This is a genomic window from Vannielia litorea (assembly GCF_019801175.1).
GTDB lineage: Bacteria > Pseudomonadota > Alphaproteobacteria > Rhodobacterales > Rhodobacteraceae > Vannielia > Vannielia litorea_B.
The window spans coordinates 1,495,258-1,522,031 of the sequence record NZ_JAHVJR010000001.1 but is presented as its reverse complement, the minus strand read 5'-3'; the positions used below and the strand labels follow the sequence as shown (position 1 = coordinate 1,522,031).

General features: G+C 66.0%; 22 protein-coding genes. 11 read left to right on the top strand and 11 right to left on the bottom strand.

The genetic code is table 11. The annotated features are described in order from the left end of the window. Window positions 1-152 precede the first annotated feature (152 nt). On the top strand, window positions 153-632 hold the full coding sequence (locus tag KUV38_RS07535) for a VOC family protein (protein WP_222469453.1): 480 nt from the start codon (window positions 153-155) through the stop codon (window positions 630-632). Window positions 633-651: 19 nt separating this feature from the next. Here the strand turns inward: KUV38_RS07535 and KUV38_RS07530 are convergent, their stop codons facing one another. Further along, a complete protein-coding gene (locus KUV38_RS07530; RefSeq protein ID WP_222469452.1) occupies window positions 652-1,509 on the bottom strand; it encodes an alpha/beta fold hydrolase in 858 nt (285 codons plus the stop codon). Window positions 1,510-1,718: 209 nt separating this feature from the next. Here KUV38_RS07530 and KUV38_RS07525 point away from each other — a divergent pair, with 209 nt between their 5' ends. From KUV38_RS07525 to KUV38_RS07510, 4 genes are all read left to right on the top strand, one after another. Further along, window positions 1,719-2,927 (top strand): multidrug effflux MFS transporter, encoded by a 1,209-nt coding sequence (locus KUV38_RS07525; RefSeq protein WP_222469451.1) that lies wholly within the window; start codon window positions 1,719-1,721, stop codon window positions 2,925-2,927. Window positions 2,928-3,070: 143 nt separating this feature from the next. Then, window positions 3,071-6,235: a methyl-accepting chemotaxis protein gene (locus KUV38_RS07520; protein WP_222469450.1), complete on the top strand. Its 3,165-nt coding sequence runs from the start codon at window positions 3,071-3,073 to the stop codon at window positions 6,233-6,235. 18 nt (window positions 6,236-6,253) lie between these two features. Continuing rightward, window positions 6,254-7,315, top strand: coding sequence for a chemotaxis-specific protein-glutamate methyltransferase CheB (cheB, locus tag KUV38_RS07515; protein WP_315898603.1), 1,062 nt, complete (start codon window positions 6,254-6,256; stop codon window positions 7,313-7,315). Between the two features lie 134 nt (window positions 7,316-7,449). Continuing rightward, on the top strand, window positions 7,450-7,839 hold the full coding sequence (locus KUV38_RS07510; protein WP_261385498.1) for a chemotaxis protein CheD: 390 nt from the start codon (window positions 7,450-7,452) through the stop codon (window positions 7,837-7,839). A gap of 337 nt (window positions 7,840-8,176) precedes the next feature. Here the strand turns inward: KUV38_RS07510 and KUV38_RS07505 are convergent, their stop codons facing one another. From KUV38_RS07505 to KUV38_RS07460, 10 genes are all read right to left on the bottom strand, one after another. Then, window positions 8,177-8,566 carry a hypothetical protein gene (locus tag KUV38_RS07505; protein WP_222469448.1) on the bottom strand — a complete coding sequence of 130 codons (390 nt, stop codon included), beginning with the start codon at window positions 8,564-8,566 and terminating at the stop codon, window positions 8,177-8,179. Further along, window positions 8,563-8,949, bottom strand: a complete 387-nt coding sequence (locus tag KUV38_RS07500; RefSeq protein ID WP_222469447.1) for a response regulator — start codon at window positions 8,947-8,949, stop codon at window positions 8,563-8,565. The genes KUV38_RS07505 and KUV38_RS07500 overlap by 4 nt, the downstream gene beginning before the upstream one ends. Window positions 8,950-8,953: 4 nt before the next feature. Beyond that, entirely contained in the window at window positions 8,954-9,886 is a 933-nt protein-coding gene (locus tag KUV38_RS07495; RefSeq protein ID WP_222469446.1) for a CheR family methyltransferase, read from the bottom strand. Continuing rightward, window positions 9,883-10,353, bottom strand: a complete 471-nt coding sequence (locus KUV38_RS07490; protein ID WP_222469445.1) for a chemotaxis protein CheW — start codon at window positions 10,351-10,353, stop codon at window positions 9,883-9,885. Before KUV38_RS07490 ends, KUV38_RS07495 begins: the two co-directional genes overlap by 4 nt. Window positions 10,354-10,392: 39 nt before the next feature. Further along, window positions 10,393-12,612, bottom strand: coding sequence for a chemotaxis protein CheA (locus KUV38_RS07485; RefSeq protein ID WP_222469444.1), 2,220 nt, complete (start codon window positions 12,610-12,612; stop codon window positions 10,393-10,395). Next, window positions 12,612-13,004 carry a response regulator gene (locus KUV38_RS07480; RefSeq protein ID WP_222469443.1) on the bottom strand — a complete coding sequence of 131 codons (393 nt, stop codon included), beginning with the start codon at window positions 13,002-13,004 and terminating at the stop codon, window positions 12,612-12,614. Before KUV38_RS07480 ends, KUV38_RS07485 begins: the two co-directional genes overlap by 1 nt. Continuing rightward, the gene (locus tag KUV38_RS07475; protein WP_222469442.1) at window positions 13,001-13,285 is read right to left on the bottom strand and encodes an STAS domain-containing protein; all 285 of its coding nucleotides are present in this window, start codon (window positions 13,283-13,285) and stop codon (window positions 13,001-13,003) included. Before KUV38_RS07475 ends, KUV38_RS07480 begins: the two co-directional genes overlap by 4 nt. Window positions 13,286-13,468: 183 nt before the next feature. After that, window positions 13,469-14,434 carry a glucokinase gene (locus tag KUV38_RS07470; protein WP_222469441.1) on the bottom strand — a complete coding sequence of 322 codons (966 nt, stop codon included), beginning with the start codon at window positions 14,432-14,434 and terminating at the stop codon, window positions 13,469-13,471. After that, window positions 14,431-15,756, bottom strand: coding sequence for a GH1 family beta-glucosidase (locus KUV38_RS07465; protein WP_222469440.1), 1,326 nt, complete (start codon window positions 15,754-15,756; stop codon window positions 14,431-14,433). Before KUV38_RS07465 ends, KUV38_RS07470 begins: the two co-directional genes overlap by 4 nt. 28 nt (window positions 15,757-15,784) lie before the next feature. Next, window positions 15,785-16,810, bottom strand: coding sequence for a LacI family DNA-binding transcriptional regulator (locus KUV38_RS07460; RefSeq protein ID WP_222469439.1), 1,026 nt, complete (start codon window positions 16,808-16,810; stop codon window positions 15,785-15,787). A 288-nt stretch (window positions 16,811-17,098) separates the two neighbouring features. Here KUV38_RS07460 and KUV38_RS07455 point away from each other — a divergent pair, with 288 nt between their 5' ends. From KUV38_RS07455 to KUV38_RS07430, 6 genes are all read left to right on the top strand, one after another. Continuing rightward, a complete protein-coding gene (locus tag KUV38_RS07455) occupies window positions 17,099-18,367 on the top strand; it encodes an ABC transporter substrate-binding protein (protein ID WP_222469438.1) in 1,269 nt (422 codons plus the stop codon). A gap of 150 nt (window positions 18,368-18,517) precedes the next feature. Next, the gene (locus KUV38_RS07450) at window positions 18,518-19,522 is read left to right on the top strand and encodes a carbohydrate ABC transporter permease (RefSeq protein ID WP_222469437.1); all 1,005 of its coding nucleotides are present in this window, start codon (window positions 18,518-18,520) and stop codon (window positions 19,520-19,522) included. Continuing rightward, complete coding sequence (locus KUV38_RS07445; RefSeq protein WP_222469436.1) at window positions 19,522-20,670, top strand: carbohydrate ABC transporter permease; 1,149 nt, start codon at window positions 19,522-19,524, stop codon at window positions 20,668-20,670. Before KUV38_RS07450 ends, KUV38_RS07445 begins: the two co-directional genes overlap by 1 nt. 16 nt (window positions 20,671-20,686) lie before the next feature. Beyond that, on the top strand, window positions 20,687-22,333 hold the full coding sequence (locus tag KUV38_RS07440; protein WP_222471002.1) for an alpha-amylase family glycosyl hydrolase: 1,647 nt from the start codon (window positions 20,687-20,689) through the stop codon (window positions 22,331-22,333). A gap of 21 nt (window positions 22,334-22,354) precedes the next feature. After that, on the top strand, window positions 22,355-23,458 hold the full coding sequence (locus tag KUV38_RS07435; RefSeq protein ID WP_222469435.1) for an ABC transporter ATP-binding protein: 1,104 nt from the start codon (window positions 22,355-22,357) through the stop codon (window positions 23,456-23,458). Between the two features lie 576 nt (window positions 23,459-24,034). Next, window positions 24,035-26,764: a ribonuclease E/G gene (locus KUV38_RS07430; protein ID WP_222469434.1), complete on the top strand. Its 2,730-nt coding sequence runs from the start codon at window positions 24,035-24,037 to the stop codon at window positions 26,762-26,764. Window positions 26,765-26,774: the final 10 nt, after the last annotated feature.

Below are 26,774 nucleotides of genomic sequence, written 5' to 3'. Positions count from 1 at the left end.
ATGCACAAGTGATGCACATCCGGTGCACATTCCATGCATATCGCAGGTGCAGCATGACTTTCTGCGCCTGCATTGCAAACCCCTGATCCGGGCCATTGACTCGGCCCGGTTCTCTCATGTAGGTGGATATCAACCTAAAATGGGAGGCCAGCATGACCATAGCGAAGAACACCATCTGCCTTTGGTACGATTCCGATGCCGAAGGGGCGGCTCGGTTTTATGCCGAGACCTTCCCCGACACCGCAGTGGAGGCGGTTCACAAGGCTCCGGGCGACTTTCCCGGCGGAACCAAGGGGCAGGTGCTGACGGTGCAGTTCACCGTGCTGGGCATCCCCTGCCTCGGGCTGAACGGCGGGCCGATCTTTTCACACAGCGAGGCGTTCTCGTTTCAGGTGGCGACGGACGATCAGGCCGAGACGGACCGGTACTGGGAGGCCATCGTCGGCAACGGCGGCAAGGAGAGCGCCTGCGGCTGGTGCTCCGACCGCTGGGGCATCCACTGGCAGATCACCCCGCGCGTGCTGACGGAGGCGATGGCGCAGGGTGGCGCGGTCGCCGAGCGGGCCTTTGCCGCGATGATGGAGATGGGCAAGATCGACGTGGCGAAGATCGAGGCGGCGGTGAAAGGGTAGGGCGATGCGCAGCGCCGGATCAGACCCCGGCAGAGGCGAACTCCGCCAGCAGCGCGTTGAACCGCTCCGGCTCTTCCCAGAACGGCGCGTGGCCGGAGTTTTCGAACACATGGGGCTCGGCGTGGGCAAACTCGGCGGCGCATTCATCGAAGATCGGGCGCGGCATGACCCGCTCATGCCCGCCCCAGACCACAAGGCAGGGGTTTATCGTGGCCCGCGCGGCCGGGCGATAATCGGCGTGGCGCTGGCGGGTCTGGCCGCGAATTTCGGGCGGGCACATCATGTTGAAGCCGAGCATGGTGGCAAAGTCGGCCTCGGAGGGCTGCTGGTGGAAACAGGCGCGCAGGAAGGCCTGCGTGGCCGCGAGGTTCTCTGGCAGCACATCGGAGAGCATGTCCTTGGCGAGCACCGCCTCATCGGCCATCCGCAGTTCGCGGGCCTCGGGCGGGATGAACTTGCCGGAGGTCGGGCCGGTGCCGATCATCGCCGTGGCCCGCAGCGCGGTATCGCCGTGGAGTGCGAGGTAATCGCAGAGCGCCTTGCCGCCCATCGACCAGCCCAACAGCAGCGGGCGGTGGAGCGAGAGCGCTTCGATCACCGCCGCGATGTCACCGCCCCAAGGCTCGGAGCCGTCATAGGCCTCCGGCGCGGTGGGCTTTTCGGAGGCACCGTGGCCGCGCAGGTCGAACCCCACCATGCGGAAGCGGGCGAGCTCCGGCGCGGCGAACTGCCGGGCGAAGGAGAGGTGGCTCTGCGACCAGCCGTGAACAAAGAGGATCGGCGGGCCATCCGGCGCGCCGTATTCGGCCACCGCGAGGGCGGTGCCGCCCTGTCCGGCGATGCGATGGGTGGCGAAGGGGGTGGGCAGGTCTGTCATATCGGTCTTTCGCCTTTGGCGCGGGGCTGGCGTTTTGGTTCGGCTCAGGGATGGCATTTCAAAGTGGCTCAAGGCTGCATTTGTCAGCAGATACATGACGGGAGCAAGAATTTTTGCCCGTGCCTCTGGACGGGGCGGCCCAACTCGCTAGGTTCCGCGCAACGCCGCGCCGCAGAATGCCCGCGCGCGCTCATCTGAAAGGACAGACCATGCAGCAGGCCGCCGCCCGGCCAGAGGGCCTTTTCCGCTCGGCGCTCATTCTCGGCCTGATGTCGATGGTGGGGCCTTTCGCGATCGACATGTACCTGCCGATGATGCCCGAGATCGGCGTGGCGCTCGGCGTGGACGAGGCCGCGATGGGGGCCACGATCATTGGCTACTTCATCGCCTTCGGCCTTGCCCAGTTGATCTATGGCCCATGGGCCGACCAATCGGGGCGGCGGTTGCCGATCTACTTCGGGCTCGGGGTGTTTGCCATCGGCTCGGTGGGCGCGGCGATGGCCGGGAGCCTCGGCACGCTGGTGGCCTGGCGCTTTGTGCAGGGCCTCGGCGGGGCAGCGGTGATGGTGGTGCCGCGGGCGATCATCCGCGACATGCACACCGGCGCGGCGGCGACCAAGATGATGGCGCTGATCATGCTGGTGATCTCGGTGTCGCCGATGCTGGCGCCGCTGGCGGGCTCGGGCGTGGCCGCCGTGGCGGGCTGGCGCGCGATCTTCTGGGTGCTGGCCGTGGCCGCCGTGGCCTGCGTGACGCTGATGCATTTTGCCCTGCCCGAGACCCTGCCGCCGGAGCGCCGGGTGAAGGTGAACGTGGCCGCGCTGACCCGCGTGGCGGGGATGCTGCTGCGCGATGCCAAGTTCATGGGGCTGACCTTTGTGGGCGGCTTCGGGATGGCGAGCTTTTTCATCTTCATCGCGCTGGCGCCCTTTGTTTACACACAGGATTTCGGCCTGACGCCGACCCAGTTCTCGCTCGCCTTCGCGGTGAATGCGGCCGGGTTCTTTGGCGCCAGCCAGGCCGCAGGGCCGCTGGCCGACCGGCTCGGGCTGACCCGGGTGGTGCTGGGCGGGGCGACCGGCTTTGGCCTTGCCACGGCAACGCTCTTTGCGGTGGTCGCGACGGGCGGCAGCTCGCTCGTGGTGGTCATGGTGGGGCTCTTCATCGGCAACGCCTTCCTCGGCCTCGTGATCCCGACGACGATGGTGATGGCGCTGGACGATCACGGCGAGAATGCGGGCATGGCCTCGAGCCTCGGCGGCACCTTGCAGATGGTGGCGGGCGGGGTGGCCGTGGGCATCGCGACGCCCTTCCACAACGGCACCGCCACGCCGATGATCGCCGCTATCGCTGCCTGCGGTCTGGCCTCGGCCACGCTGGCCTGGGTGGTGCTCTCGCGGGTGCGGCAGGCGGCCTGAGCGGCGCGGGCTGACGATTTCCGGGCAGGATTAAGCCTATTTTAGCACCCTTCGTGCATTTCCGGTCCTGAGGTCTGGCCGCCGCGTGTTGCGCGGGCCGGACATTCAGGATCTGGAGATTTTGCATGCCCCTGCTGCGCAACATGAAACTGCGGACAAAGCTGCCGCTGCTCATTTCTCTCACGGTCGCCATCACGGTTGCCGGCTTTGTTGGCCTGCTGGCGATGCAAGGCTGGAAGAACGCTGAAGAGGCAGCCAATGCGCGGCTGAAGAGCACGCTCGAGCAGGATCAGGGCGCAGTGCAGGAGTGGGTCGACCGGATCCGGAACGACCTGCAGTTCAACTCCACCGAGGGCACGGTGCTGGCCGCGCTGAGCAAGTTCACCGGCGCCTTTGCCGCGATGGGCGATGACCCGGTGGGGGAGTTGCAGCGCATCTATATCGAGGAAAACCCGCATCCGCTGGGCGAGAAGCACCTGTATGACTTCGCCCGCGACGGCTCTGGCTACTCGATTGCGCACAAGCGGTTTCATGGCTTCTTTCGCGCGCTGCAGCAGACTCGCGGATACTATGACGTGTTCCTCTTCGATGCCGAGGGGAACCTCGTTTACACGGTATTCAAGGAGCTGGATTTTGCCACCAACCTGATGGAGGGGCCGTGGGCCGACAGCGGGCTTGGCGAGGCGTTTCGCGGCGCGGTGGCCAAGGCGGGCAGCGAGGATGCGGTGACCTTCGTCGATTTCGCACCCTACGGGCCTTCGCATGGGGCGGCGGCGGGCTTTGCCTCCATCGCGCTGACCGGGGAGGACGGCACCCTGCTAGGCGTGCTCGCGGTGCAGATGCCCACCGACCAGATCGCGCCGATGCTGAGCACCAATGACATCAGCCACAGCGGCATGTCAATGATCATCACCGGCCCCGATGGCCTGCCGCGCAACCACGTGGGCGAGGCCGGGCTGGAGCCGGTGAGCAGCGAGGCGCTGACCCGCGCCCATGCCGGCGAGCGCGGCCAGATGCGCGGCATCCTCAGCGATGGCAGCACTGGCCTTGCGGTTTATGGCCCGATCGATCTGGGAGCCTTCACCTGGGCGATCACCGCCGAGATGACCGATGCCGAGGCTTTTCACGCGATCAACCGGCTCATCACCTATTGCGCCATGGCGGGGGCGGGCCTGCTCGTCTTTGCCTCGCTGGTCGGCTTTGGCCTGTCGCGCGGTATCGTCGCGCCGGTGAACGGCATGCGCCGCGGCCTCGAAGATCTGGCCCGCGGTGCCTACGAGCGGGCAATTCCAGGGGCCAACCGAGGTGACGAGCTTGGCGAGATGGCCCGCAGCGCCGAGGTGCTGCGCGGCGCCCTGCAAGAGGCCCGCGCTGCCGAGAAAGACAACATCTTTCGCGGGGCAGGATTTCAGGCCAGCTCCGCCCCGATGCTCATGCTCGATAGCGATCTCTGCGTGAGCTACGCCAATGACGCGGCGGCAGAGTTCATGCAAAAAAACGCTGGCGTCTTTGCCGCAGCCGGGCTCTTCGACGGCTCCGAGGCGCTCACCGGGCAGAGCATCGACCGGCTGATGCCCAACCCCGACAGCCTTGAGCGTGCCGTGGCCAGCCCCGAAGAACTCCCGCGCAGCCTGTTCTTCCGCCTTGGCGATACGCGGCTCTCCATGCGGGTGGGCGCCGTGGCCGATGAGGCGGGGCAGATCATCGGTTCGGTGGTCGAGCTGAGCAATGCCACGCAGGAGTTCATGGACCGGGCGCTGATGGTCACCATCGATAGCTTCTTGGCAACCATCAAGATGGATCGCGAGGCGCGGATCTTCGAGGTCAATGACACCATGGCCACCGTGCTCGGGCGCCCGGCAGAGGGGATGGCGGGGGCAGCGGCGCTGGATGTCTTTGAATTCGACGCCGATCTGGCCGAGCAGAACGGCGCGGTGCTGGACCGTCTGGAAAAGGGCGATTCCGTCTTTGGCCTGTTCCGACTGCGCGGCGCAGACGGGGCGCTGCACTGGCTCCAAGGCGGATTCGCCCCTGTGCTCGATACCGATGGTCAGCCCGCCATGTACCTCTTCATGGGCTCCGACATCACCGCCGACCGGGAAAAATTGCTGTCGGCGGAGCAAGAGCAGTTGCGCCTCGCCGAGGCCCAAGCCCAAGTGGTCGACGGGCTTCGGATCGGCCTCAATGCGCTCGCGGAGGGCGACCTGACCCGCGTGCTGGAAGAACGGTTTGCCGAGGATTACGAGGAGTTGCGGCTCAACTTCAACGAGGCCGCTGGCAAGCTGCGCGAAGCCATCGCCATGGTGATGGAGAATGCAGGCGTCATTCACCGCGAAGTCGGCGAAATCGCCTCCTCCGCCGACGACCTGTCGCGCCGCACGGAGCATCAGGCCTCGACCCTTGAAGAGACCGCCGCCGCCCTCGATGAGCTGACCTCCAGCGTGCGCTCGGCCTCCGAGGGCGCTGACCGGGCCAACAAGATGGTCAGCGAAGCACGCGGCAATGCCGAACAGGGTGGACAAGTGGTGAGCGAAGCGGTGGCCGCGATGGGGCAAATCTCGCAGAGCTCCGATCAGATCTCGAAGATCATCTCGGTGATTGAGGACATCGCCTTCCAGACCAACCTGCTGGCCCTGAACGCGGGCGTCGAGGCCGCCCGCGCAGGCGAGGCCGGTCGTGGCTTTGCGGTGGTCGCCTCCGAGGTGCGGGCTCTGGCACAGCGCAGCTCCGACGCGGCGCGCGAGATCTCGGGCCTGATCTCCTCTTCCAGTGATCATGTGAAACGCGGGGTCGAGCTCGTCGGGCAGACCGGCGAGGCCCTCAGCGGGATCGTGACCAGCGTGAGCGATATCGCCGCCCATGTGTCCGAGATTGCCCGTTCGGCTAAGGAACAGTCCAGCGGTCTCGATGAGATCAACACCGCGATGAACCAGCTTGATCAGGTGACCCAAGAAAACGCGGCCATGTTCGAAGAGACGAATGCCGCCAGCCAGTCGCTCTCAGGCGAGGCAAATGCGCTGAAACGCACCATGAGCCGCTTCCGCATAGGCGATGCTGCAGCCGAGCTGGCCTCGGCACCAGAGCCCACGAACAGGCCCGAGGCCGTGCCGGAGCCTGCGAGCACTGGCGGTACAGGCCAGTCTGAGATGTCAGAGGCTCCCGAGGAGGCACCGGCGCCTCCTGTCTTAGAGGAGCTACCTTCCACCCCAACCTTTCGCAGCGGGCGCACGAGCCCGCCGGCCATAAGCTCGGATGGAAACGCGGCCCTCGCTGTCGACCCGACCGACGAAGACTGGGAAGAATTCTGATTTCGCGGGGACTGGGCGGTGAAGCACGTGTCGGAATTGGCCGAGAAGCGCCGGGTGGTGATCGTCGATGACAGTGCCAGCATGCGCGCCATGCTCGCGCGCCTGCTCCTCGCCGATGGACGTTTCGAGGTGGTGGGCGAGGCGGGAGACCCGTTCGAGGCTCGAGCGGTGATCAAGTCCACCCATCCGCATGTGGTGACGCTCGATGTGGAGATGCCCCGGATGAACGGGCTGAGCTTTCTGGAAAAGATCGTCTCGCTCCGGCCTCTGCCGGTGGTGATGCTGTCCTCGGGCACCGTCCCCGGCAGCGACATGGCGATCGAGGCCCTTGCCCTCGGTGCCATCGACTGCCTCGGCAAGGATGGCTTCGGTCGCCCGGAGAAGGCCGCCGATGTGGCCGAACGCATTTTCGAGGCGTCCCTGGCCCGTGTGGAGCCTCGGGCCTCGCGGCCCGTACCGGTGAGCCATACCGAATTCATTTGGAACGGAAAGATCGTGCTCATCGGCTCCTCCACCGGCGGGGTCGAGGCGCTCGAGCAGGTGCTAGGGGCGATGCCCTCCAACGCCCCGCCGATCGTGGTCGTTCAGCACATGCCGGCGCAGTTCATGGAGAGCCTTGCTCACCGCCTCTCGGGCCGTCTTGCCCCACGCGTGGGGCTCGCGCGGGACGGCATGGCCCTGACCCAAGGCATGGTGGTCTTCGCCCCCGGCGGACCATGCCACCTTGAAATGGCCGCGGGCCCGGGGCTAGGTGCCTTGCCACGTTGCAGACTTGTGGAGGGCGACCTCGTCAGCGGGCACCGCCCATCCGTCGATCGCCTGTTCTCTTCGGCGGTGAATGTCGCACCGCGCAGCCTAGCAATCCTCCTTACCGGTATGGGGCAGGATGGCGCAAAGGGGCTGCTGGAACTGCGTGGCGGTGGAGCGCGTACCCTCGCACAGAGCAAGGAAAGCAGCACGGTCTGGGGTATGCCCCGCGTAGCCTGGGAAACGGGTGCGGCCGAGGCGCTCGTACCGCTGAACGACATCGGCGGCCAGATTTTGCAGATTTGCGGGCGAGGGGGCGGGAAACCAAAATGATATCACGCGAGAAAACACAGCATGTGGCGCAGGGGGAGTTCGGCGTATCCGCCGACCCGGAGATGTTGCTGACGACAATCCTTGGTAGCTGCGTCTCTGTTTGCCTATGGGACAGTCAGGCGCGGCTCGGCGGGATGAACCACATCCTCCTGCCTGGCGGTGGAGGCACCGATCTCTACGAGGCTGCCGTTGGCGCGAATGCCATGGAACTCCTGATCAATGGGATGCTGAAGGCAGGTGCCCGCCGGGACTGTCTTGAGGCAAAGATCTTCGGCGGGGCGCGCATGATCGCGGCGCGCTCAGACATCGGAGCGCGGAATGGGGCTTTTGTGACGGAGTTTCTCGAACGGGAGAATATTCCGCTGAAGGGGCAATCCCTGGGTGGCACCCAAGGGCGCCGAGTGCAGTTCTGGCCCGAAAGCGGACGGGCGCGCCAGATGCTAATCGCGAAATTCGAGGAGCCCACAACACCGACGCCGGCCCCCGTGCTTGCGTCGGCGGAGGATGACCTCGAGCTGTTTTGACGCGTAGTGCAGGGCACGCTGATGCTCGTTTCAAACTTCCCGTCAGTCTGGTCGGACCCCAGACGCTGGAACGGCCCCGGCCATGCGATGCGCGCGGAGAAGCTTGTTGCTGAATCGAAGCTTTCGCGAGGTAGCGTCAGTGCGAGATTAAGTGGCGGTCAGTGGCGGTCTTGGGCCGAAACGCCAGCCTTTAAAGTTTACTCGTACAATCACCTCATCCCCGTCCGGCTGTGTACACGCCTTTTGAGATCGGCTGTCATCTTACGGTGGGGTTCTGAGGTCAAATTCTGATGCTTCGAGGTACGTAAAAAGGACTTTGGACGTTCCCCCCCCACCATCAAAAGAAGTCGACCTCGCCGCTTGGTTGTTCTTGCTGGAGCGCGGCCTCACCCCCTTGAAGCAGGGCGATACGACAGCTTTCAAGGCGGAGGAGATCGGCGAGGGCTGCGATGTCGATGTGGTCGTTCCGGCCTGCTGCGTCGGCGGCGAGGTGGGCGGCGGCGCGGAGGTCGTCGAGGGTCTGGTGAATCAGGTCGAGGCCCTGTAGTTCGCGCAGTTCGGCGCGCGTGGGGTGTCCTGCCTGTGTCAGAAAGCTCCCGAGGTCGTCCTGCATCTGCGCGGTGCGGAAGGCGAGGCCATCGAGCGTGTCGGCCAGCCGGGCGAGGAGTGCTGAGATTGGCAGGTCAGCCGCGGCCGGACCTTGGGTTGCGAGTGCGCCACCGCTCATAGCCGGCCCACCACGGCTTCCATGCAGGCGTGCAGATCCTTTGGCTGGAAGGGCTTCTTGATGAAGTTGTTCATGCCGAGCGCGCGGCCGGTATCGATGATCTGCTTGTCGGCCTTGCCAGTGATCAGGATGAAGCCGATGCCCTTGAGGCGAGCGTGTGTGCGCAGGGCCTTCAGCAGGTGTAGGCCATCCATTCCGGGCATGTTGTAATCCGAGATCACGAGATGTGCAGGCTTCTTCTCCAGCTCGGCAAGAGCGGCGTTGCCGTCGGCGGTGTAGCGGACATTGGTCACGCCCATGGCGTCGAGGGCTTGCAGGATCAGGCCGCGGCTGGTGGACATGTCGTCGACCACCATGACGTGCAGTTTTTCGCGGAGGGACATCGGGTTACTCCTGATGGGGGCCGGGGCGTTGCGGGGCGGGGGGCTGGGCGGCGGGTCCGAAGGCGAAGGCGGTTTGTCCGACCTGGCGGAAGGGCGCGCCCAGGCCTGGATCGATGCGCTCGGAATGGCCGAGGTAGAGCATGGCGCCGGGGGCGCAGAGCTGGGCGAAGCGGGTGATCAGACGGTTCTGGGTGGGCTGATCGAAGTAGATCATGACATTCCGGCAGAAGATCGCATCGAACTGCCCCTTCATCGGCCAGTCGCCCATGAGGTTGAGGTGGCGGAAGGCCACGAGGCTGCGGACCTCGTCGGCGACCACCATGTCGCCGCCGCCGGCGGGGCGCAGGAACCTGTCACGCCCGCTCGCCTCGAGCGGGGTGACGAGATCGGCGGCATAGGTGGCGGCGCGGGCGGCGGCGAGGATCTGGTTATCAATGTCGGTGGCGAGGATGCGCAGATCGTGCTGCGCGGCCTCGGGAAACTGCTCTAGCACCACCATGGCGAGGCTGTAGGGCTCCTGCCCGGAGGAGCAGGCGGAGGACCACAGGCGGACGCGGCCACCCTGACGGGCGCGTTCGATGAGGTCGGGCAGAACCTCGCTTGCGAAGTGCTCGAAATGGTGGTTCTCGCGGAAGAAGCTGGTGACATTGGTGGTGAGCGCCGAGATCAGGTGTTCGCGCTCGTCGGCGGCATTGGGACCCTGCACCAGCGCGATGTAGTCATCGATGCTCGTGAGCTTCAGCGCCCTAAGGCGCTTCCCGATGCGGGAGAAGACCATGGCGGATTTTTCCGGCACGATGTGCAGGCCCGCGGCCTCGCGGGCCATGCGGGCGATGGCATCGAACTGCGCGCGCTTTTCCGGCGTGAGCGGCTCGGGGCCGGAGCCGGCGAAGGCCTGGACCGCGCTGGCCGGAGAGGAGGGGAGTGCGACGTTCACGCGGCCTCGGCATCGACATTGGGCAGGACTGCGGCGAGATCGAGCACGCGCAGCATGCGTTCTTCATGGATGGTGAGGGCGCGCACGCATTTCAGTGAGCCGTCGGACGACATGTCGGGCGGGGCCTGAAGCTCGGCCTCGGAGACGGCGAAAATGTCGGAGACCGCGTCGACCAGAAGGCCCACGGTATCATCACCGGATTGGACTACGACGATCACGTTTCGGTCGTTCTTTTCGCCCGCCGCGATGCCGAGGCGTTTGGCGAGGTCGATGATCGGCAGCACGGTGCCGCGCAGGTTGATGACGCCGCGCACGTAAGGCGGGGCGTGGGGCAGGGGGGTGGCCTCTGTCCAGCTGCGGATCTCGCGGACCGAGATGATATCGATGGAATATTCCTGCGTGCCGACGTGGAAGCTCAGCAGCTCCTGACGCGTGGGATCGTGGGCGTTGTCATCGGGTGTGGTCATGGTCTTGTCCTGCTTCTGTCCGTTGGTGGGCCTTGAGCGTTATCCGGCGAGATCAAGGGCTGGCATGGTGCGACTGCTGCCGGCCGATGCGATCAGGTCGGCGGGGTCGAGGATCAGGGCGATGCGGCCATTGCCAAGGATGGTGGCGGCGGCGATGCCGGGGATGCGGCCGTAGCTCTCTTGCAGGCCCTTGATCACCACCTGGCGCTGCTCGACGATCCGGTCGACCACCAGCGCCGAGCGGGTGTTGTCTTCCATCGCGATAAGCAGCACCGAGCTGCCCTCGTAGCTGGCCAGCGGGGAGCGGAAGCCGAGCTTTTCGGCCATGTCGAGGATCGGCACGAACTCTTCGCGGATGCGCACCAGCTGGGTGCCCGCGCCGAGCTGTTCCATGTCGCTGGCCTGAAGCGTGAGGGTTTCGGAGATGGAGCCGAGGGGCACCACGAGGATCTCGCCGCCGGCCTCCACCACCATACCATCGAGAACGGCGAGGGTGAGCGGCAGGGAGATGGAGAAGGTCGTGCCGATGCCCGGTTCGGAGGTGATGGTGACGCGGCCGCCGAGCGCCTGGATCGAGCTTCGGACCACATCCATGCCGACGCCGCGGCCCGAGAGGTCGGAGACCTCCTTGGCGGTGGAGAAGCCGGGCAGGAACAGGAGATTGTCGATCTCCTGGTCCGACATCGGCACGCCGGGGGGAATGAGGCCTTTCTCTTCGGCCTTGGCCTTGACCACCTCGCGGTTGATGCCGCCGCCGTCGTCCTTGATTTCGAGCACGACGCGGCCCGATTTGTGGGCAGCGGTGAGGGTGACGACGCCATCGGCGGGTTTGCCGGCGGCGATCCGGCCCTCTGTGGTTTCAAGCCCGTGGTCGACGGCGTTGCGGACCATGTGTGTGAGCGGGTCGGCGAGGCGCTCGATCACCGTCTTGTCGATCTCGGTCTGCTCACCATCGGTGATGAAGCGCACCGATTTGCCGACCATGGCGGAACTTTCGCGCACGATCCGGCTCATCCGCTGGAACAGGGATTTGACCGGCTGGGCGCGGATCATCATCACGCTTTCCTGGATGTCGCGGGTGAGCTGGAGGAACTCTTCAAGCCCCGAGGAGACGGCGGAGTTGGCGGGGATGCCGGCCTCGGCCACGCTCTGGCTCAGCATGGCCTGGTTGATCACCAACTCGCCGACGAGGTTGACGAGCCGTTCGATGCGGTCGAGGTCCACCCGGACGGTGGCCTTGGCGCCGCCTGCGGCCTGTTTGCTATCTTTGCCGCCTGCGGGGGCTGCGGCCTGCGGTTTGGCGGCCGGGGCGGGTACGGGCTTGGCGGCGGGCGTCGGGGCGGCCTCCGGAGGAGGGGTGGGCGTTGCGGCCACAGGCTCCGGCTCCGGGTCTGGCTCGGGCTCCTCGCCCGATGCGGCTTCGGGGGCCTCGCCGTCATCGACGGTGCCGGGGATGACGATGCTGTCGAGGTCGGGCAGCCCGGCGGAGGGGGTGCCGGTGGCTTCGATGGAAAGCTCGCAGAGCCCGTCGACGAATTCGAAGACCTCGGCGGCCTCTTCCTTCTTGGCATTGGTGGCGATCGAAACCTCCCAGCCGATGCTGCCCTCTTCAGGCACCAAATCGGCGAGGGCGGGCAGCATGGAGAAGTCGCAGGTGGTGGTGATCTCGCCGAGGTCGCGCAGCGCGGCCAGCATATGGCGCGGTTCGTTGCCGGAGGAGAAGAGCTCTGCCGCCGGGTGGAAACGGATCAACAGGCCGGGGGGCGTGGCCTCCACCGGGGCATCGGCGCTGTCGTCGTCGATCGGGTCGAGCGAGAGGGTCATCGGGGCGAAGTCGATCTCTTCTTCGGCCTCTTCCTCCTCGATCACGCCGCCCACCAGTGCCTCGAGGTCGCCGAGTACGGCCTCGGTGGTGGCGGTGTCGAGGCTCTCGCCGTCGCGGGAGGCGCGGACGATGTCATAGAGCACATCGGCGCCGCGGAAGAAGAGCGCGATGGTGTCGCGCGTGGGCTCCAGCCGGCCATTGCGGATTTCGTCCATCACCGTCTCGAAGCGGTGGGCGAAGCGCACAAGGTCTTCGAGCCCGAAGGCCCCTGCGCCGCCCTTGATGGAATGCACGGCGCGGAAGCAGACATTGATGGTCTCGCTGTCGGTGTCGCCGTCATCCATTGCGGTCAGCCCGTCTTGCAGGCTTTCGAGTAGCTCCTCGCATTCGATGAAGAAGCTGGCCCGGATTTCGGCCATCGGGTCGTTGGGCATCAGGCGGCTCCTTTTCCGGCGACCATGTTGATGGCGCGCACCAGCTTGACCGGGTCGAAGGGTTTGACGATCCAGCCGGTGGCGCCGGAGGCGCGGGCGCGGGCCTTCAACTCGTCGGCGCTTTCGGTGGAGAGCACGAGGATCGGCATGGCGGAGTGGTCATCGCGCGCGCGGACCGCGTCGATGAAGCCGAAGCCATCCATCCGGGGCATGTTGATATCGGTGATGATCGCGTCGGGCGGCGTGCCGTCATCGACCATGTCTTCGAGCACTTCGAGGCCATGCAGCCCGTCTTCGGCGACCTGCGGCTCGAACCCGGCCTGGGCGAGGGCGAGCTTGAGCATGTCGCGGATGGTGCGGCTGTCATCCACCGCCAGAATCTTGAGGCTCATTCGGCGAGCTCCTTGCTACAAAGGTCATCGGGGGAGAGGCCGAAGACGGCGAGCTGGGCCGTGCAATCGTCGCTGAGGCCCTCGACGTTCAGGCTCACCCCGGCCTCGCGCCAGCTTTTGGCCGCGGCAAGCAGCACCTGCAGGCCGGGGGTGCCTATGCTCTCGCAGGGGCTGGCATCGATGCTCAGGGGCTTGCCCTTGTGGCCAAGCAGCGCCTCGCGCAGGGGCGCGGCGGCAGGCAGGTCGAGCCGGGCCGGGAGCGGCAGGCTGGCGGCGCTCATCGGGCAGGCTCCCGCTCAGGCGAGGCGAAGGGCTCAAGCATGGGACGACTCCTTCATCCAGTCGGTCGGATGAAGGCAGGGATGCCCGAGAGGTCTTAAGATTAACTTACAGCCGGTGAGGAAATCGCACGCGGGGGAGAGGAATTTTCAATCCGGCCCAAAAGGCCCGGGGCAGGCGGCCTTTCAGGCGCTGCGGCGCTCGTGCAGATGGCTCGCGCAGCCGATCAGCGGGGCGCGGTCGTCGGTCACCAGCGTGACTGGGAAATCCTGCATGAACTCGCCGAAACGGCCCTTGTCGCGGAAGCCTTCGGCAAAGGCGCCGCCCTTCAGCAGCCCGGCCAGCCCAACCGCCACGCCGCCCACCAGATAGACGCCGCCGAAGGGCAGATGCTCCAGCGCGAGGTTGCCCGAGACGGTGCCCATGAAGCGCAGGAAGGTCTGCACCGCGGCCACGGCCTGCGGGCTGCGGGCGCTCTCGGCGGCGGCGATGATCTCGCTGCCGCGCAGCTCCGGGGCGGCCCCGGTCTCGGCGCAGTGCCAGCGATAGACGCTCTCGAGCCCGCGCCCCGAGAGCACCTCTTCGACCGCCGGAAAGCCGTGGCTGTCATCGACATAATGGCTCAGCCGCAGGTCGGCCTCGGTGCGGATCGGCAGGTTCACATGGCCGCTCTCGGAGGGCGGCACGAAGCGCCCGCCGGGGGTGGTGTGGACCGGCACGGCGTTGAAGCCGGTGCCGACATTGACCACCAGCGCGGTCGCACCGGGGGCAGGGGCCTCGGCCGATGGGATCACCGGCACCAGCCCCTCGGGGGCGATCCGGCCCACGGCGTGACCGGGGGCTTGCAGATCGTTCAGCAGGGCCACATCCGCGCAGCCGGCGGCGCGGGCGATCGTGGGGATATCCAGCGTCCAGTCGATATTGGTCAGCTCAGCCACGCCATCCACCACAGGGCCGGCCGCAGCGACGCAGGCGCCCTGCACTGAAGGCGCGCCGACCTGCGGCAGGTAGGCGGCCACCACAGCCTCGAAATCCGGGTAATCGGCATTGCGGAACCGCTGGATACTGGACACCTCGAGCTCCGGCCCACGGGCCAGCGCCAGACGGGTGTTGGTGCCGCCGATATCGGCGATCAGGGCGGTGTCGGTCATCCGTTGGTCCTCAGCGCGGCCTTCAGTGCCTCATAGGAGGCTTTGGGGGTGCGCTGCAAGCTGTCGTAATCCACATGGACCAGCCCGAAGCGCGGGCCGTAGCCATGCGCCCACTCGTAATTGTCGAGCAGCGACCAGATGTAATAGCCCTGCACCGGCACGCCCTCTGCGATGGCCTGTTTGACCGCGCCGAGGTGGGCATCGAGATAGGCGATGCGGGTGTCGTCTGGCACGCCGGTCGTATCGGGCCAGGCCATGCCGTTCTCGGTGACGTAGAGCGGCAGATCGCCAGTGTAGTTGGCGGCGGTGTCGGTCAGAAAGTGGTGCAGGCCTTCGGGGTAGATCTCCCACCCAACCTGGGTCTTGGGCAGGTCGCCCGCGCCTTCGGTGTAATGCGGCCATGGCTGATCGGGGGCGGGAGAGATGAGCTTGCGGGTGTAGTAGTTGAGGCCGCACCAGTCGAGCGGGGCGGTGATGGTGGCGAAATCGTCCTGCCAGCCCTCGGGCATATGCGGGCCGAGACCCTCCAGCACATCGGCAGGATACTCGCCCATGAAGATGCCGGAGCGGAACCAGCGGTTGTATATGCCGTCATAGCGCCGGGCGGCGGCCTCGGCCTCGGGGGAGGCATCGGCGGGCTGGGCATATTCGAAGTTGAACACAGCGCCGAGGTTGCCCATGCCCTGCGCCCGCATCGCGGCGATGGCCTCGCCGTGGGCGAGGCAAACGTGGTGCATGGCCCGGGCGGTGGCGCGGATGTCGCGCAGGCCCGGCGCGTGCAGACCCATGAAATGGCTCAACCAGCCCACGCACCACGGCTCGTTGATCGGCGCGGCGGACCAGATCCTGTCTCCCAGCGTGGACATGATGGTGTAGGTGTAGTCGGCAAACCACTTGGCGATGTCGCGGTTGCGCCAGCCGCCCTTGTCGAGCAGGGGCGAGGGCAGCTCCCAGTGGTAGAGCGTGGCGGCGGGCTTGAGGCCGCGCTCCAGCATGCCATCCACCAGCCGGTCATAGAAAGCGACGCCCTCGGGGTTGGCCGGGCCGGTGCCCTCGGGCATGACGCGCGCCCAGGACAGGCTGAAGCGATACACGTCGAGCCCGGCATCTGCAATTAGATCAAGGTCTTGCGGCCAGCGGTTGAAGTGATCGCAGGCGGTCTGTCCGTGCTCGGCATGGGCCACGTTGCCGGGGGTGGCGGCAAAATCATCCCATTGGGTGCGACCTGCGCCGCCCATGCCGTGGCCCTCGATCTGATAGGCAGAGGTGGCGGTGCCGAAGAGGAAGCCTTCGGGAAAGTCGGCGCGGCTGTGGGTGAGCATGGGAGCGTTCCTGTGGCGAAGTGCAGGGCTAGCGCGGAGCCGGGCCGGTGGAGAGGCCGAGGGTCAGATCGGCCTCCATGATGTGCTGGCGCGGGCCGTTCTGGGGCGTGTCGATGAGGCCGAGGAGCATCTCGGCGGTGATCCGGCCTGCCTCGCGGACGGAGCTGCGGGTGGCCGTGAAAACAGGCACTTCGCCGCCGTTCTTGAAGTATCCCAGATCGTCGTCATGGGTGATGATCGAGATGTCGCGGCCCATCTGCAGCCCGCGCTCCTCGACCGCCCGGCGCACGCCCATTGCTGTGATCAGCGAGGAGACGAGAAAGGCGGTGGGCGGATCGGGCTGGGCTAGCATCTCTCGCGCGGCCTGATAGCCGTAGCTCTCTGTCATCTCTTCGGAGCGGTGGAACTGGGGCAGGAAGGGCAAGCCGCGGGCCTTCAGCGCCGCCTCGAAACCCTCGCGGCGGCGGATGGCAAAATCCATGCTCTCAAGGCCGTTCAGCAGCGCCATACGGGTGTGCCCAAGATCGGCCAGATGCAGGGTGGCCCGCTCGAAGGCACGGCGGTTGTTCACATCGACATAGGAGTAATCGGTGTCATCCACCGGGGCGCGGCCGTGAACGATGAAGGGCAGGCCGACCTCCTTGAGCAATGCGATGCGCGGATCGTCGCGCCGGGGGCCGTGGATCACGATGCCATCGACCGAGTTGCGCTGCGCCATGGAGCGATAGGCGCCGTCTTCGGCATCATCGGGCACCACGCTGAGCATCATGTCATAGCCTGCGCGGGCATAGATCTCGCCCGCGCCGCCGATGAAGTCACCGAACACCGGGTTCATCATCTCGTGGTTGGTGCTGATCGGGATCACGTGGCCGATCGCCATCGAGCGCCCGGTGGCGAGGCTCTGGGCGCGGGTGTTGGGGCGGTAGTTGTGCTGCGATGCGGCGGCGATCACCCGTTTGCGGGTGTCCTCGTTCACCTCCGGATAGCCGTTCAATGCCCGGCTCACGGTGGTTTGGGAGAGGCCCAGATTCGCGGCGAGCTCCTTTAGGTTCATGGGTTCGTGTCTTCCAAAGCGCTTTAAACTCCAGCCCAAACTAGCCGCGCTTTGAGCAGGCGTCAAAGCCTGTGTCTGCAGCACGCATATGCTGCGGGTGCAGCATTGCCCAATGAAACAAAAGCACTATCTGCGCTGCCATGTTGACGCAGAGGGCGGCTTAGGCCATGCTGAAAGCGTCCAAAGCGCTTTGGAGGATCGAGTCGGATCACTCCTGATCAACAGAAGGCGCGGGAAGAACAGAGGGGCGCGCCACGCGCGTCGCCCTGCAACCGGGAGGATAAATTCATGAAGCATACCATCAAGTCCAGTTGTGCCGTTCTGGCGCTGATGAGCGGACCGGCGCTGGCCGAGCAGATCACCGTCGCCGGCCCGTGGATCGGGGCGGACGAGGAGCATGTGCAGGCGGTGCTGGGCGCCTTCGCCGAGGCCTCGGGCCATGACGTGCGTTACACCGGCTCCGACAGCTTCGAGCAGCAGATCGTGATCGACGCCGAGGCGGGCTCTGCCCCCAATGTCGCGGTCTTCCCGCAGCCCGGCCTTGCCGCGGTGATGGCCGAGCGCGGCTTTCTGACCCCGCTGGCCGAGGGCACGGGCGACTGGATCAACGAGAATTACGCCGCAGGGCAGAGCTGGGTCGACCTTGGCACCTATGCCGGGCCGGACGGCAGCGATGCGCTCTACGGCTTCTTCTACAAGGTCGATGTGAAGAGCCTCGTCTGGTACATTCCCGAGAACTTCGAGGATGCCGGCTATGAGGTGCCGGAAACGCTGGAGGAGCTGAAGGCGCTCTCGCAGCAGATTGCCGATGATGGCGAGACGCCGTGGTGCATCGGCCTCGGTTCGGGCGGCGCCACCGGCTGGCCCGCGACCGACTGGGTCGAAGACATGATGCTGCGCACCCAGCCTCCCTCGGTCTACGATCAATGGGTGAGCAACGAGATCCCCTTCACCGATCCGGCCGTTGTCGGTGCGATCGAGGCCTTCGGTGAGTTCGCTCTCAATGACGCATGGGTCTCGGGTGGCACCGGCGCGGTGGCGACCACCGACTTCCGCGAAAGCCCCAAGGGCCTCTTCGATGCGCCGCCCGCTTGCTACATGCACAAGCAGGCCAGCTTCATCCCCTCCTTCTTCCCCGAAGGGTCGGAAGTGGGCGAGGATGTGGATTTCTTCTACTTCCCGGCCAGCGGCGAGGGTGACCTCGGCCAGCCGGTGCTCGGCGCGGGCACGGTCTGGGCGATCACCAACGACAGCCCGGCAGCCCATGAGCTGATCGAGTTCCTGAAGACCCCGGAGGCGCATGAGATCTGGATGGCGCGCAAGGGCTTTTTGACCCCGCACAAGGGCGTGAACCTCGATGCCTTCTCCGATCCGACCCTGCGCAAGATGAACGACATCCTGCTGGGCGCCACCACTTTCCGCTTCGACGCCTCGGACCTGATGCCCGGCGCCGTGGGTGCGGGCAGCTTCTGGACCGGCATGGTCGACTATGTGGGCGGCAAGGACGTGGGCACCGTCACCAGCGAGATCCAGCAGAGCTGGGACGCGGCGAAGTAATCCACCACTCGTGAACCGGCGCGCGGCGGGAGATCGCCGCGCGCCAACGGCCAGCGCGACCGCGGGACAGCTCCCGCCCACCGCCTGCCGCAACCGCCGCCAGACCGCCCGCAGGGGCGCCGCAGCGGCCACCCGGGGAGGGGCGCCATCATGCATCCGGCACTACAAGGGGTCATCACCATCATCGTCGGTGTCGGCGGATGCGTGGCCTACTTCTATTTTTCCAACCTCTTCCTAGACAAGGTGCTCTACCCGGCGCGCGGGCCGAATGCGGGCCGCAACATCAACCGCGCCAACCTGATCCGCCCCTGGCTCTTTCTCGCGCCCGCCGTGATCGCGCTTGGCCTCTACCTCGCCTATCCGGTGGTGGAGACGCTGCGGCTCTCGCTGACCAACCGTGTGCCGGGGGGCGGCTATGAATGGGCGGGGCTCGAGAACTACAGCCAGATGGTGGCCGACCCCAAGTTCGGCGAGGCGCTTTTCAACAACATGCTCTGGCTTTTCGTGGTGCCGGCGCTCTCCACCGCCTTCGGCCTGCTGGCCGCCCAGCTGACCGACCGGATCAAATGGGGCGCGGTGGCCAAGTCCATCATCTTCATGCCGATGGCGATCAGCTTCGTCGGCGCGGCGGTGATCTGGAAGCTGGTCTACGATTACCGCGCGGCGGGCGAAGAGCAGATCGGCGTGCTCAACGCCATCGTCGTCAGCCTCGGCGGCGAGCCGACAGCATGGCTCACGGTGCCGTTCTGGAACAACTTCTTCCTCATGGCGGTGCTGATCTGGATTCAAACCGGCTTTGCCATGGTGATCCTGTCGGCCGCCCTGCGCGGCATCCCCGAAGAGACGGTGGAGGCGGCCATCGTCGACGGGGCCAACCCCTTTCAGATCTTCTTCAAGATCAAGGTGCCGCAGATCATGGGCACCATCGTCGTGGTCTGGACCACCATCACCATCGTCGTGCTGAAGATCTTCGACATCGTCTTTGCCATGACCAACGGGCAATGGGAGACGCAGGTTCTGGCCAATTACATGTACGACAAGCTCTTCCGCGCGAATGACTGGGGCGTCGGCTCGGCCTCCGCGATGGTCATCATGCTGCTCGTGACGCCGATCCTTGTCTGGAACGTATACAACGCCCGCAAGGAGATGCGCTGATGGATAACATTGCGGGCACCAAATCGGGCCTCTCCTGGGCCGTTCAGATCTCCACCGTGCTTCTCGTGCTGCTCTGGCTCTTTCCGACCGTGGGGCTGCTGGTCAGCTCGTTCCGCACCGCCGACCAGATCAGCGCGACCGGCTGGTGGAAGGCGCTGTTTCCGACCGAGCAGGTGGTGCAGTACCGCACCGACGACCCCGATGACGCCCGCGTGGCCGATGGCGCCGGGTTCGTGGTGAGCGGCAACCTCTTTGGCGAGGAGGGCGGCTCTGTGAAAGCGTTTGGCGTTTCCTCCCGCGACGTGGGCGCCTTTGCTCCCGGCGACACCGCCGATATGGGCGAGGACGAGAGCATGACCGTCGAGGAAGACGGCAGCTACACATGGCGCGGCAATGATGACCAGATATCGGGGCGCGGGCAGCGCGTGTTCGTCACCACAACCACGCCGCCCGAGTTTACCACCGCCAACTACGAGCGGGTGCTGTTTTCGGGCGACCGGACGGACAGCATGGCCAAGGCCTTCTTCAACACGCTCACGGTGACGATCCCGGCGACGATCATCCCGATCCTGATCTCGGCCTTCGCGGCCTATGCGCTGGCGTGGATGGATTTTCCGGGCCGGGCGCTGCTGATCGCCGCCATCGTGGCGCTCCTGGTGGTGCCGCTGCAACTGGCGCTGATCCCGCTGTTGAAGCTCCACAACGAGGTGGGGATCGGCAAGGGCTATCTGGGGGTCTGGCTGGCGCATACGGGCTTTGGCCTACCGCTCGCCATATACCTGCTCCGAAACTACATGGTCGGCCTGCCGCGTGACATCATCGAGAACGCCAAGGTCGACGGGGCGACGGACTTTCAGATCTTTACCAAGATCGTCCTGCCTCTCAGCTTTCCGGCGCTCGCCAGCTTTGCCATCTTCCAGTTTCTCTGGACATGGAATGACCTGCTGGTGGCGCTGGTCTTTCTCATCGACAGCTCGGGCGACACCACGGTGATGACCCGGCAGATCGTTGAACTCCTCGGCACACGGGGCGGCAACTGGGAGATTCTGGCCACGGCGGCCTTTGTCTCCATCGCGGTGCCGCTCTGCGTGTTTTTCGCAATGCAAAGGTTTCTCGTGCGCGGCCTGCTGGCCGGCTCGGTGAAGTGAGATGACAATGAAAGATATGAACAAGGTTGAAGAGGCGATCGCCCAACGCGCGGCCAACCCCGACTGGTGGCGTGGTGCGGTGATCTATCAGGTCTACCCGCGCAGCTATCAGGACAGCACGGGCGACGGGGTGGGGGACATTGCGGGCATCACCGCGCGGCTGGATCACATTGCCTCGCTCGGGGTGGATGCACTCTGGATCAGCCCCTTCTTCAAGAGCCCGATGAAGGATTTCGGCTACGACGTGAGCGATTACCGCGATGTCGACCCGATGTTCGGCAGCCTTGCGGATTTTGACGCGCTGATCGACAGGGCGCATGACCTCGGGCTGAAGGTGCTGATCGACCTCGTGCTCAGCCATACTTCCGACCAGCACCCGTGGTTCAAGGAGAGCCGGAAGGATCACACCAACCCCAAGGCGGATTGGTATGTTTGGGCCGATGCCAAGCCGACCGGTGCGCCGCCCAACAACTGGCTCTCGATCTTTGGCGGGAGCGCGTGGCAGTGGGATGGCGGGCGGATGCAGTATTACCTGCACAACTTCCTCACCTCGCAGCCTGACCTGAACTTCCATTGCCCGGCGGTGCAGGACGAGCTCTTGCGCGTGGCCGAGTTCTGGCTGGAGCGTGGGGTCGATGGCTTCCGCCTCGATACGATCAACTTCTACGTCCACGACGCCGAGTTGCGCGACAACCCGGCGCTCGACCCGGCCTTGCGCAATGACCAGACGGCCCCGGCGGTGAACCCCTACAATTGGCAGGAGCACCTTTACGACAAATCCCGCCCCGAGAACCTCGCCTTTCTCAAGCGCCTGCGCGCGGTGATGAAGCCCTATGGCGCCGCCGCCGTGGGCGAGGTGGGCGATGCGCAGCTGGGGCTGGAGATCCTCGGGCAATACACAGCGGGCGATGACATGATGAACATGTGCTACGCCTTCGAGCTGCTCGCCAAGGACATGCCCACCGCCGGTTACGTGGCCGACACCATGCACCGCGTCGAGCGGGTGGCCGCGGACGGTTGGGCCTGCTGGGCCTTTTCCAACCATGACGTGCCGCGCCACATCAGCCGCTGGAACCTCTCTGAAGAGGCCGCCCGCGCCTATGTGGTGCTGATGATGTGCCTGCGCGGCTCCGCTTGCCTTTACCAGGGCGAGGAGCTGGGTCTGCCCGAGGCCGATGTGGCCTTCGAAGACCTGCAAGACCCCTATGGCATCGAGTTCTGGCCCGAGTTCAAGGGCCGCGACGGGTGCCGCACGCCGATGGTCTGGGACGCGGGCGTGCATGGCGGGTTCAGCCACGGCAATGAGGCGCGGCCTTGGTTGCCGGTCTCTGCCGACCATCTGCCCAAGGCGGTGGCCGAGCAGGAAGGCGACCCCGAGGCCATGCTGGCCCACTACCGCCGCGCCATCGCGCTGCGCCGCGCCCATGCGGTGCTGGCCAAGGGCGCGCAGGAGATCGAGGCGCAGGGCGACCTGCTGGTGATCCGCCGGAGCGGGCAGGGCGGGGAGGTGCTGGCGCTGTTCAATCTCGGGGATGGCCGCGTGAGCCACGCCGTGGAGGCCGGATGGGCGCCGCTGCCCGAGGCCGCCGGGCTGGGCGCCGCTGCGCCCACGGGCGGCAAGGTTGATCTGGGGTCGTGGGGCTTTGCCCTGCTGGGCCGCTGAGGAAAGAGGGAGGAGACCGCCATGGCGGAGCTGAAACTGACCGATGTGGCCAAGACCTATGGCGGCACCGTCGATGTCTTGAAGAACATCAACCTCGATATCGAGCAGGGCGAGCTGATCGTCTTCGTCGGCCCCTCGGGCTGCGGCAAGTCCACCTTGCTGCGGATGATCGCGGGGCTCGAAAAGATCACCGGCGGCACGCTGGAGATCGACGGGCAGGTGGTGAACGATGTGCCGCCCTCCGAGCGCGGCATCGCGATGGTGTTCCAGAGCTACGCGCTCTACCCGCATATGACGGTGCGGGAGAACATGTCTTTCGCGCTGAAGCTGGCGAAGAAGTCGCAATCAGAGATCGACGCTGCGGTGAATGCCGCCGCGAAGAAACTGCAACTCGAGCCCTATCTCGACCGTCTGCCCAAGGCGCTTTCGGGCGGGCAGCGGCAGCGGGTGGCGATTGGCCGGAGCATCGTGCGTGACCCGAAGGTCTACCTCTTCGACGAGCCGCTCTCCAACCTCGACGCCGCCCTGCGTGTGGCGACCCGGATCGAGATCGCGCAGCTCAAGGAGGCCATGCCCGAGAGCACGATGATCTATGTCACCCACGATCAGGTGGAGGCGATGACGCTGGCCTCCCGGATCGTGGTGCTGGCGAACAAGGGCATCGCGCAGGTCGGCACCCCGCTGGACCTTTACGAGCGGCCGGAGAACGAGTTCGTGGCGCAGTTCATCGGCTCGCCCGCAATGAACCTGCTGCGGGGTGTGGTCGTGGAGACGGGCGAGCGCACCGGCGTGACCGTGGGTGATGGCGGCGGCATGATCTGGTCGGACGTGCCCACAACGGGCGATGACGTGAACCGCGAGGTGAACGTGGGCATCCGCCCCGAGGATATGCTGCCGACCGAGGATGTAAACTACGCCTTCGAGGGCACGGTGGATATCACCGAGGCGCTCGGCGAGGTGACGCAGCTCTACTTCGCCGCACCGAAGATGGATGAAGACACCGACACGGTGATCGCCAAGCTCCCCGGCGTGGTCCGCGACATGCGCGGCAAGACGGTGCGGCTGACGGCGGCGCCGGAGAAGGTGCATCTCTTCGCGGATGGGCGCTCGCTGCTCTACAGGTGAGGGCCGCGCAGGCGGCTGTGCGGCATGCCTGCAAAGAGCCAAGCCAAAGGCGCCGTGCAGCGGCACGCTGGAGGCATGCCTTCAGCATGTCCCGTCCCCCGGGCCGGTGTTGCACGGCTTCGACGCGCTCAACCCCTGCGTGTACTTCCCCCGCGCTTTTGCCATTGTCTTTCAACACCGCACTCCGTTATGGTCGGTCCACGGACCGTCCGAGGCATGTGCCGCGCGGTGGTCCGGAGCGATTTCCCTGGCAGGGACGGGCCTACCGCGAGCCGCAAGCGCCGCCACCGCCCATCCGCCAGAGTTAACCGGCCCCGAGAGCATCTGACTTGAAGGGCCACATGGCCCGGCCCGCCGCGTGCAGGCCAGCCCCCCGAACGGGCGCGACCGCCTCATGGCCGGGACGCGTCGGAGACAAACCGCGATGCAACGCGTGAGAACAGGCGAGGAGGCAAGGGAAGCTGCATCAGCACGCGCCCTGCCGCTCATGTTCCGCGCCCATCCCCAATCCAGACACGGTCATCCAAGCCTCAGCCCGCCAGGGCGTGGGCGAGCTTCGCCGTGCAATGAGTTAATATGGCTAAGAAAATGCTTATCGACGCCACCCACGCCGAGGAGACTCGGGTGGTCGTGGTCGATGGAAACAAGGTCGAGGAATTCGACTTTGAAACAGTCAACAAGCGCCAGCTAGCAGGCAATATCTACCTCGCGAAAGTGACCCGCGTGGAGCCCTCGCTTCAGGCGGCCTTTGTGGATTACGGCGGCAACCGCCACGGCTTTCTCGCCTTCAGCGAGATCCACCCCGATTACTACCAGATCCCGGTAGCCGACCGTCAGGCGCTGCTGGAGGAAGAGCGCGCCTATGCCGAGGCTCAGGCCGCTGAAGAGGAGGCGCCCAAGAAGTCGCGCCGCCGCCGCTCGCGCTCGAAGAAATCCGACACCAAGGATGCCGTCACCACCAAGGAAGTGGATGGCGCCATCGCCGGTATGGATGTGGTCGACCTTGGTGACGAGGAAGAGGCCGATACGCTGGTGAGCGAAGAGGGCGCCGCGCCCGAGGCTGCGGCTGAAGAGACCGCCGCCGAGGCTGGCACCGAGACCGAAGAGACCCCCGAGGCGGCACCTGCCGCAGAGGCGGCCGATGAGGCCACCCCCGAGACGGCGTCGGACGATGACGACGACACGGGCGACGACGAGGACGACGGCGACGAGGGCGACGAGCCCACCGCCGCCGACAAGGACGAAGAGATCGAGTCCGTCGCCGAAGAGGACGTGCAGGAAGAGATCCGCCAGCCGCGCAAGCCGCGCCCCCGCCGCTACAAGATTCAGGAAGTGGTGAAGGTCCGCCAGATCATGCTCGTGCAGGTGGTCAAGGAAGAGCGTGGCAACAAGGGTGCCGCCCTCACCACCTACCTGTCGCTCGCTGGCCGCTACTGCGTGCTGATGCCCAACACCGCCCGTGGCGGCGGCATCTCCCGCAAGATCACCAATGCCGCCGACCGCAAGAAGCTGAAAGAGATCGCCTCCGAGATCGACGTCCCGCAGGGCGCGGGGCTGATCGTGCGGACGGCGGGTGCCAAGCGCACCAAGACCGAGATCAAGCGCGATTACGAATACCTCAAGCGGCTCTGGGAGCAGATCCGCGAGCTGACGCTGAAGAGCGTGGCACCCGCGCCGATCTACGAGGAGGGCAACCTCATCAAGCGGTCGATCCGCGATCTTTACTCCAAAGAGATCGACGAGGTCTGGGTCGAGGGCGAGACGGGCTACCGGACCGCCAAGGACTTCATGAAGATGATCATGCCGTCCCACTCGAAGAACGTGAAGCAGTACAACGAGGGCCTGCCGCTCTTCGCCCGTTACCAGGTCGAGAGCTACCTCGCCGCCATGTTCAACCCGACCGTCCAGCTCAAGTCGGGCGGTTACATCGTGATCGGCGTCACCGAGGCGCTGGTGGCGATCGACGTGAACTCGGGCCGGGCCACTAAGGAAGGCTCGATCGAAGAGACCGCGCTCAAGACCAACCTCGAGGCCGCCGAAGAGGTGGCCCGTCAGCTCCGCCTGCGAGACCTTGCCGGCCTCATCGTGATCGACTTCATCGACATGGAAGAGCGCAAGAACAACGCCGCCGTGGAGAAGCGCTTCAAGGACAAGCTGAAGACCGACCGTGCCCGCATTCAGGTGGGCCGGATCAGTGGCTTCGGCCTGCTGGAAATGTCGCGCCAGCGGCTGCGCCCCGGCATGCTCGAGGCCTCCACCCAGCCGTGCCCCTCGTGCCACGGCACCGGCCTGCTGCGCTCCGATGACAGCATCGGCCTCGCCATCCTGCGCCAGATCGAGGAGGAGGGCACCCGCCGCAAGAGCCGTGAGGTGCTGCTGAAGGCGCCGGTGGGCATCATCAATTTCCTGATGAACCAGAAGCGCGAGCACATCGCCTCCATCGAGGCGCGCTACGGGCTTTCGGTCCGGCTGGAAGCCGATGCGCACATGATCTCTCCCGATTTCGCGCTGGAGAAGTTCAAGACCGCGACCCGCAGCATCGCCGAGGTGACTGCCCCGGTGATCTCGATCGACACCACCGACCTTCCCGACATCGAGGAGGAAGAGGAGGATCTGGCGCAGGCCGAGGCTGCGGAGGCCTCCGAGGCCAGCAGTGACGAAGAGGACAAGCCCAAGCGCAAGCGCCGGCGTCGTCGCCGCCGTCGTGGCAGCGGCAATGGCGAAGAGAATGGCGCGGAGGCCCAGGGCGAGAGCCAGGGTGAGGGCCAGAACGAGGGCCAGAACGAGGGTCAGTCTGACGACAGTGGTGCCGAGGCGGCACAGGCTGAAAGCACTGACGCCGGGGCCGAGGGCGATGCGCCCAAGGAGGCCGCCGAGGGCGGAGAGGCTGCCAGCGAGGAGAAGCCCAAGCGCTCCCGCCGCCGCCGGTCGCGCAAGAAGCCTGCCGAGGCCGAAGAGGGCGCAAGCACCGAGGCCGCCGAGGCACCGGCCGAGGCTTCTGCTGAGGCCGCTGAGGCCGCTCCGGCTGAAGAAGCGCCTGCCGAGGAGCCGGTGGCCGAGGAGAAGCCCAAGCGCCGCCGCACCCGCAAGAAGGCCGCGCCTGAGCCGGTTGCCGAAGAGGCCCCGGCCGAGGCCCCTGCGGAAACGCCGGCAGAAGAGCCTGCCGCCGAGGCTGAGGCCCCGGCTGAAGAGGTTGCCGCCGAAACGCCCGCCGAGCCGGAACCGGTGCTGGAGACGGCCGAGGCCGAAGCCAGCGAGGAGCCGGCCAAGCCAAAGCGCAAGGGCTGGTGGTCGCTCGGGCGCTGAGCCTGCGGCG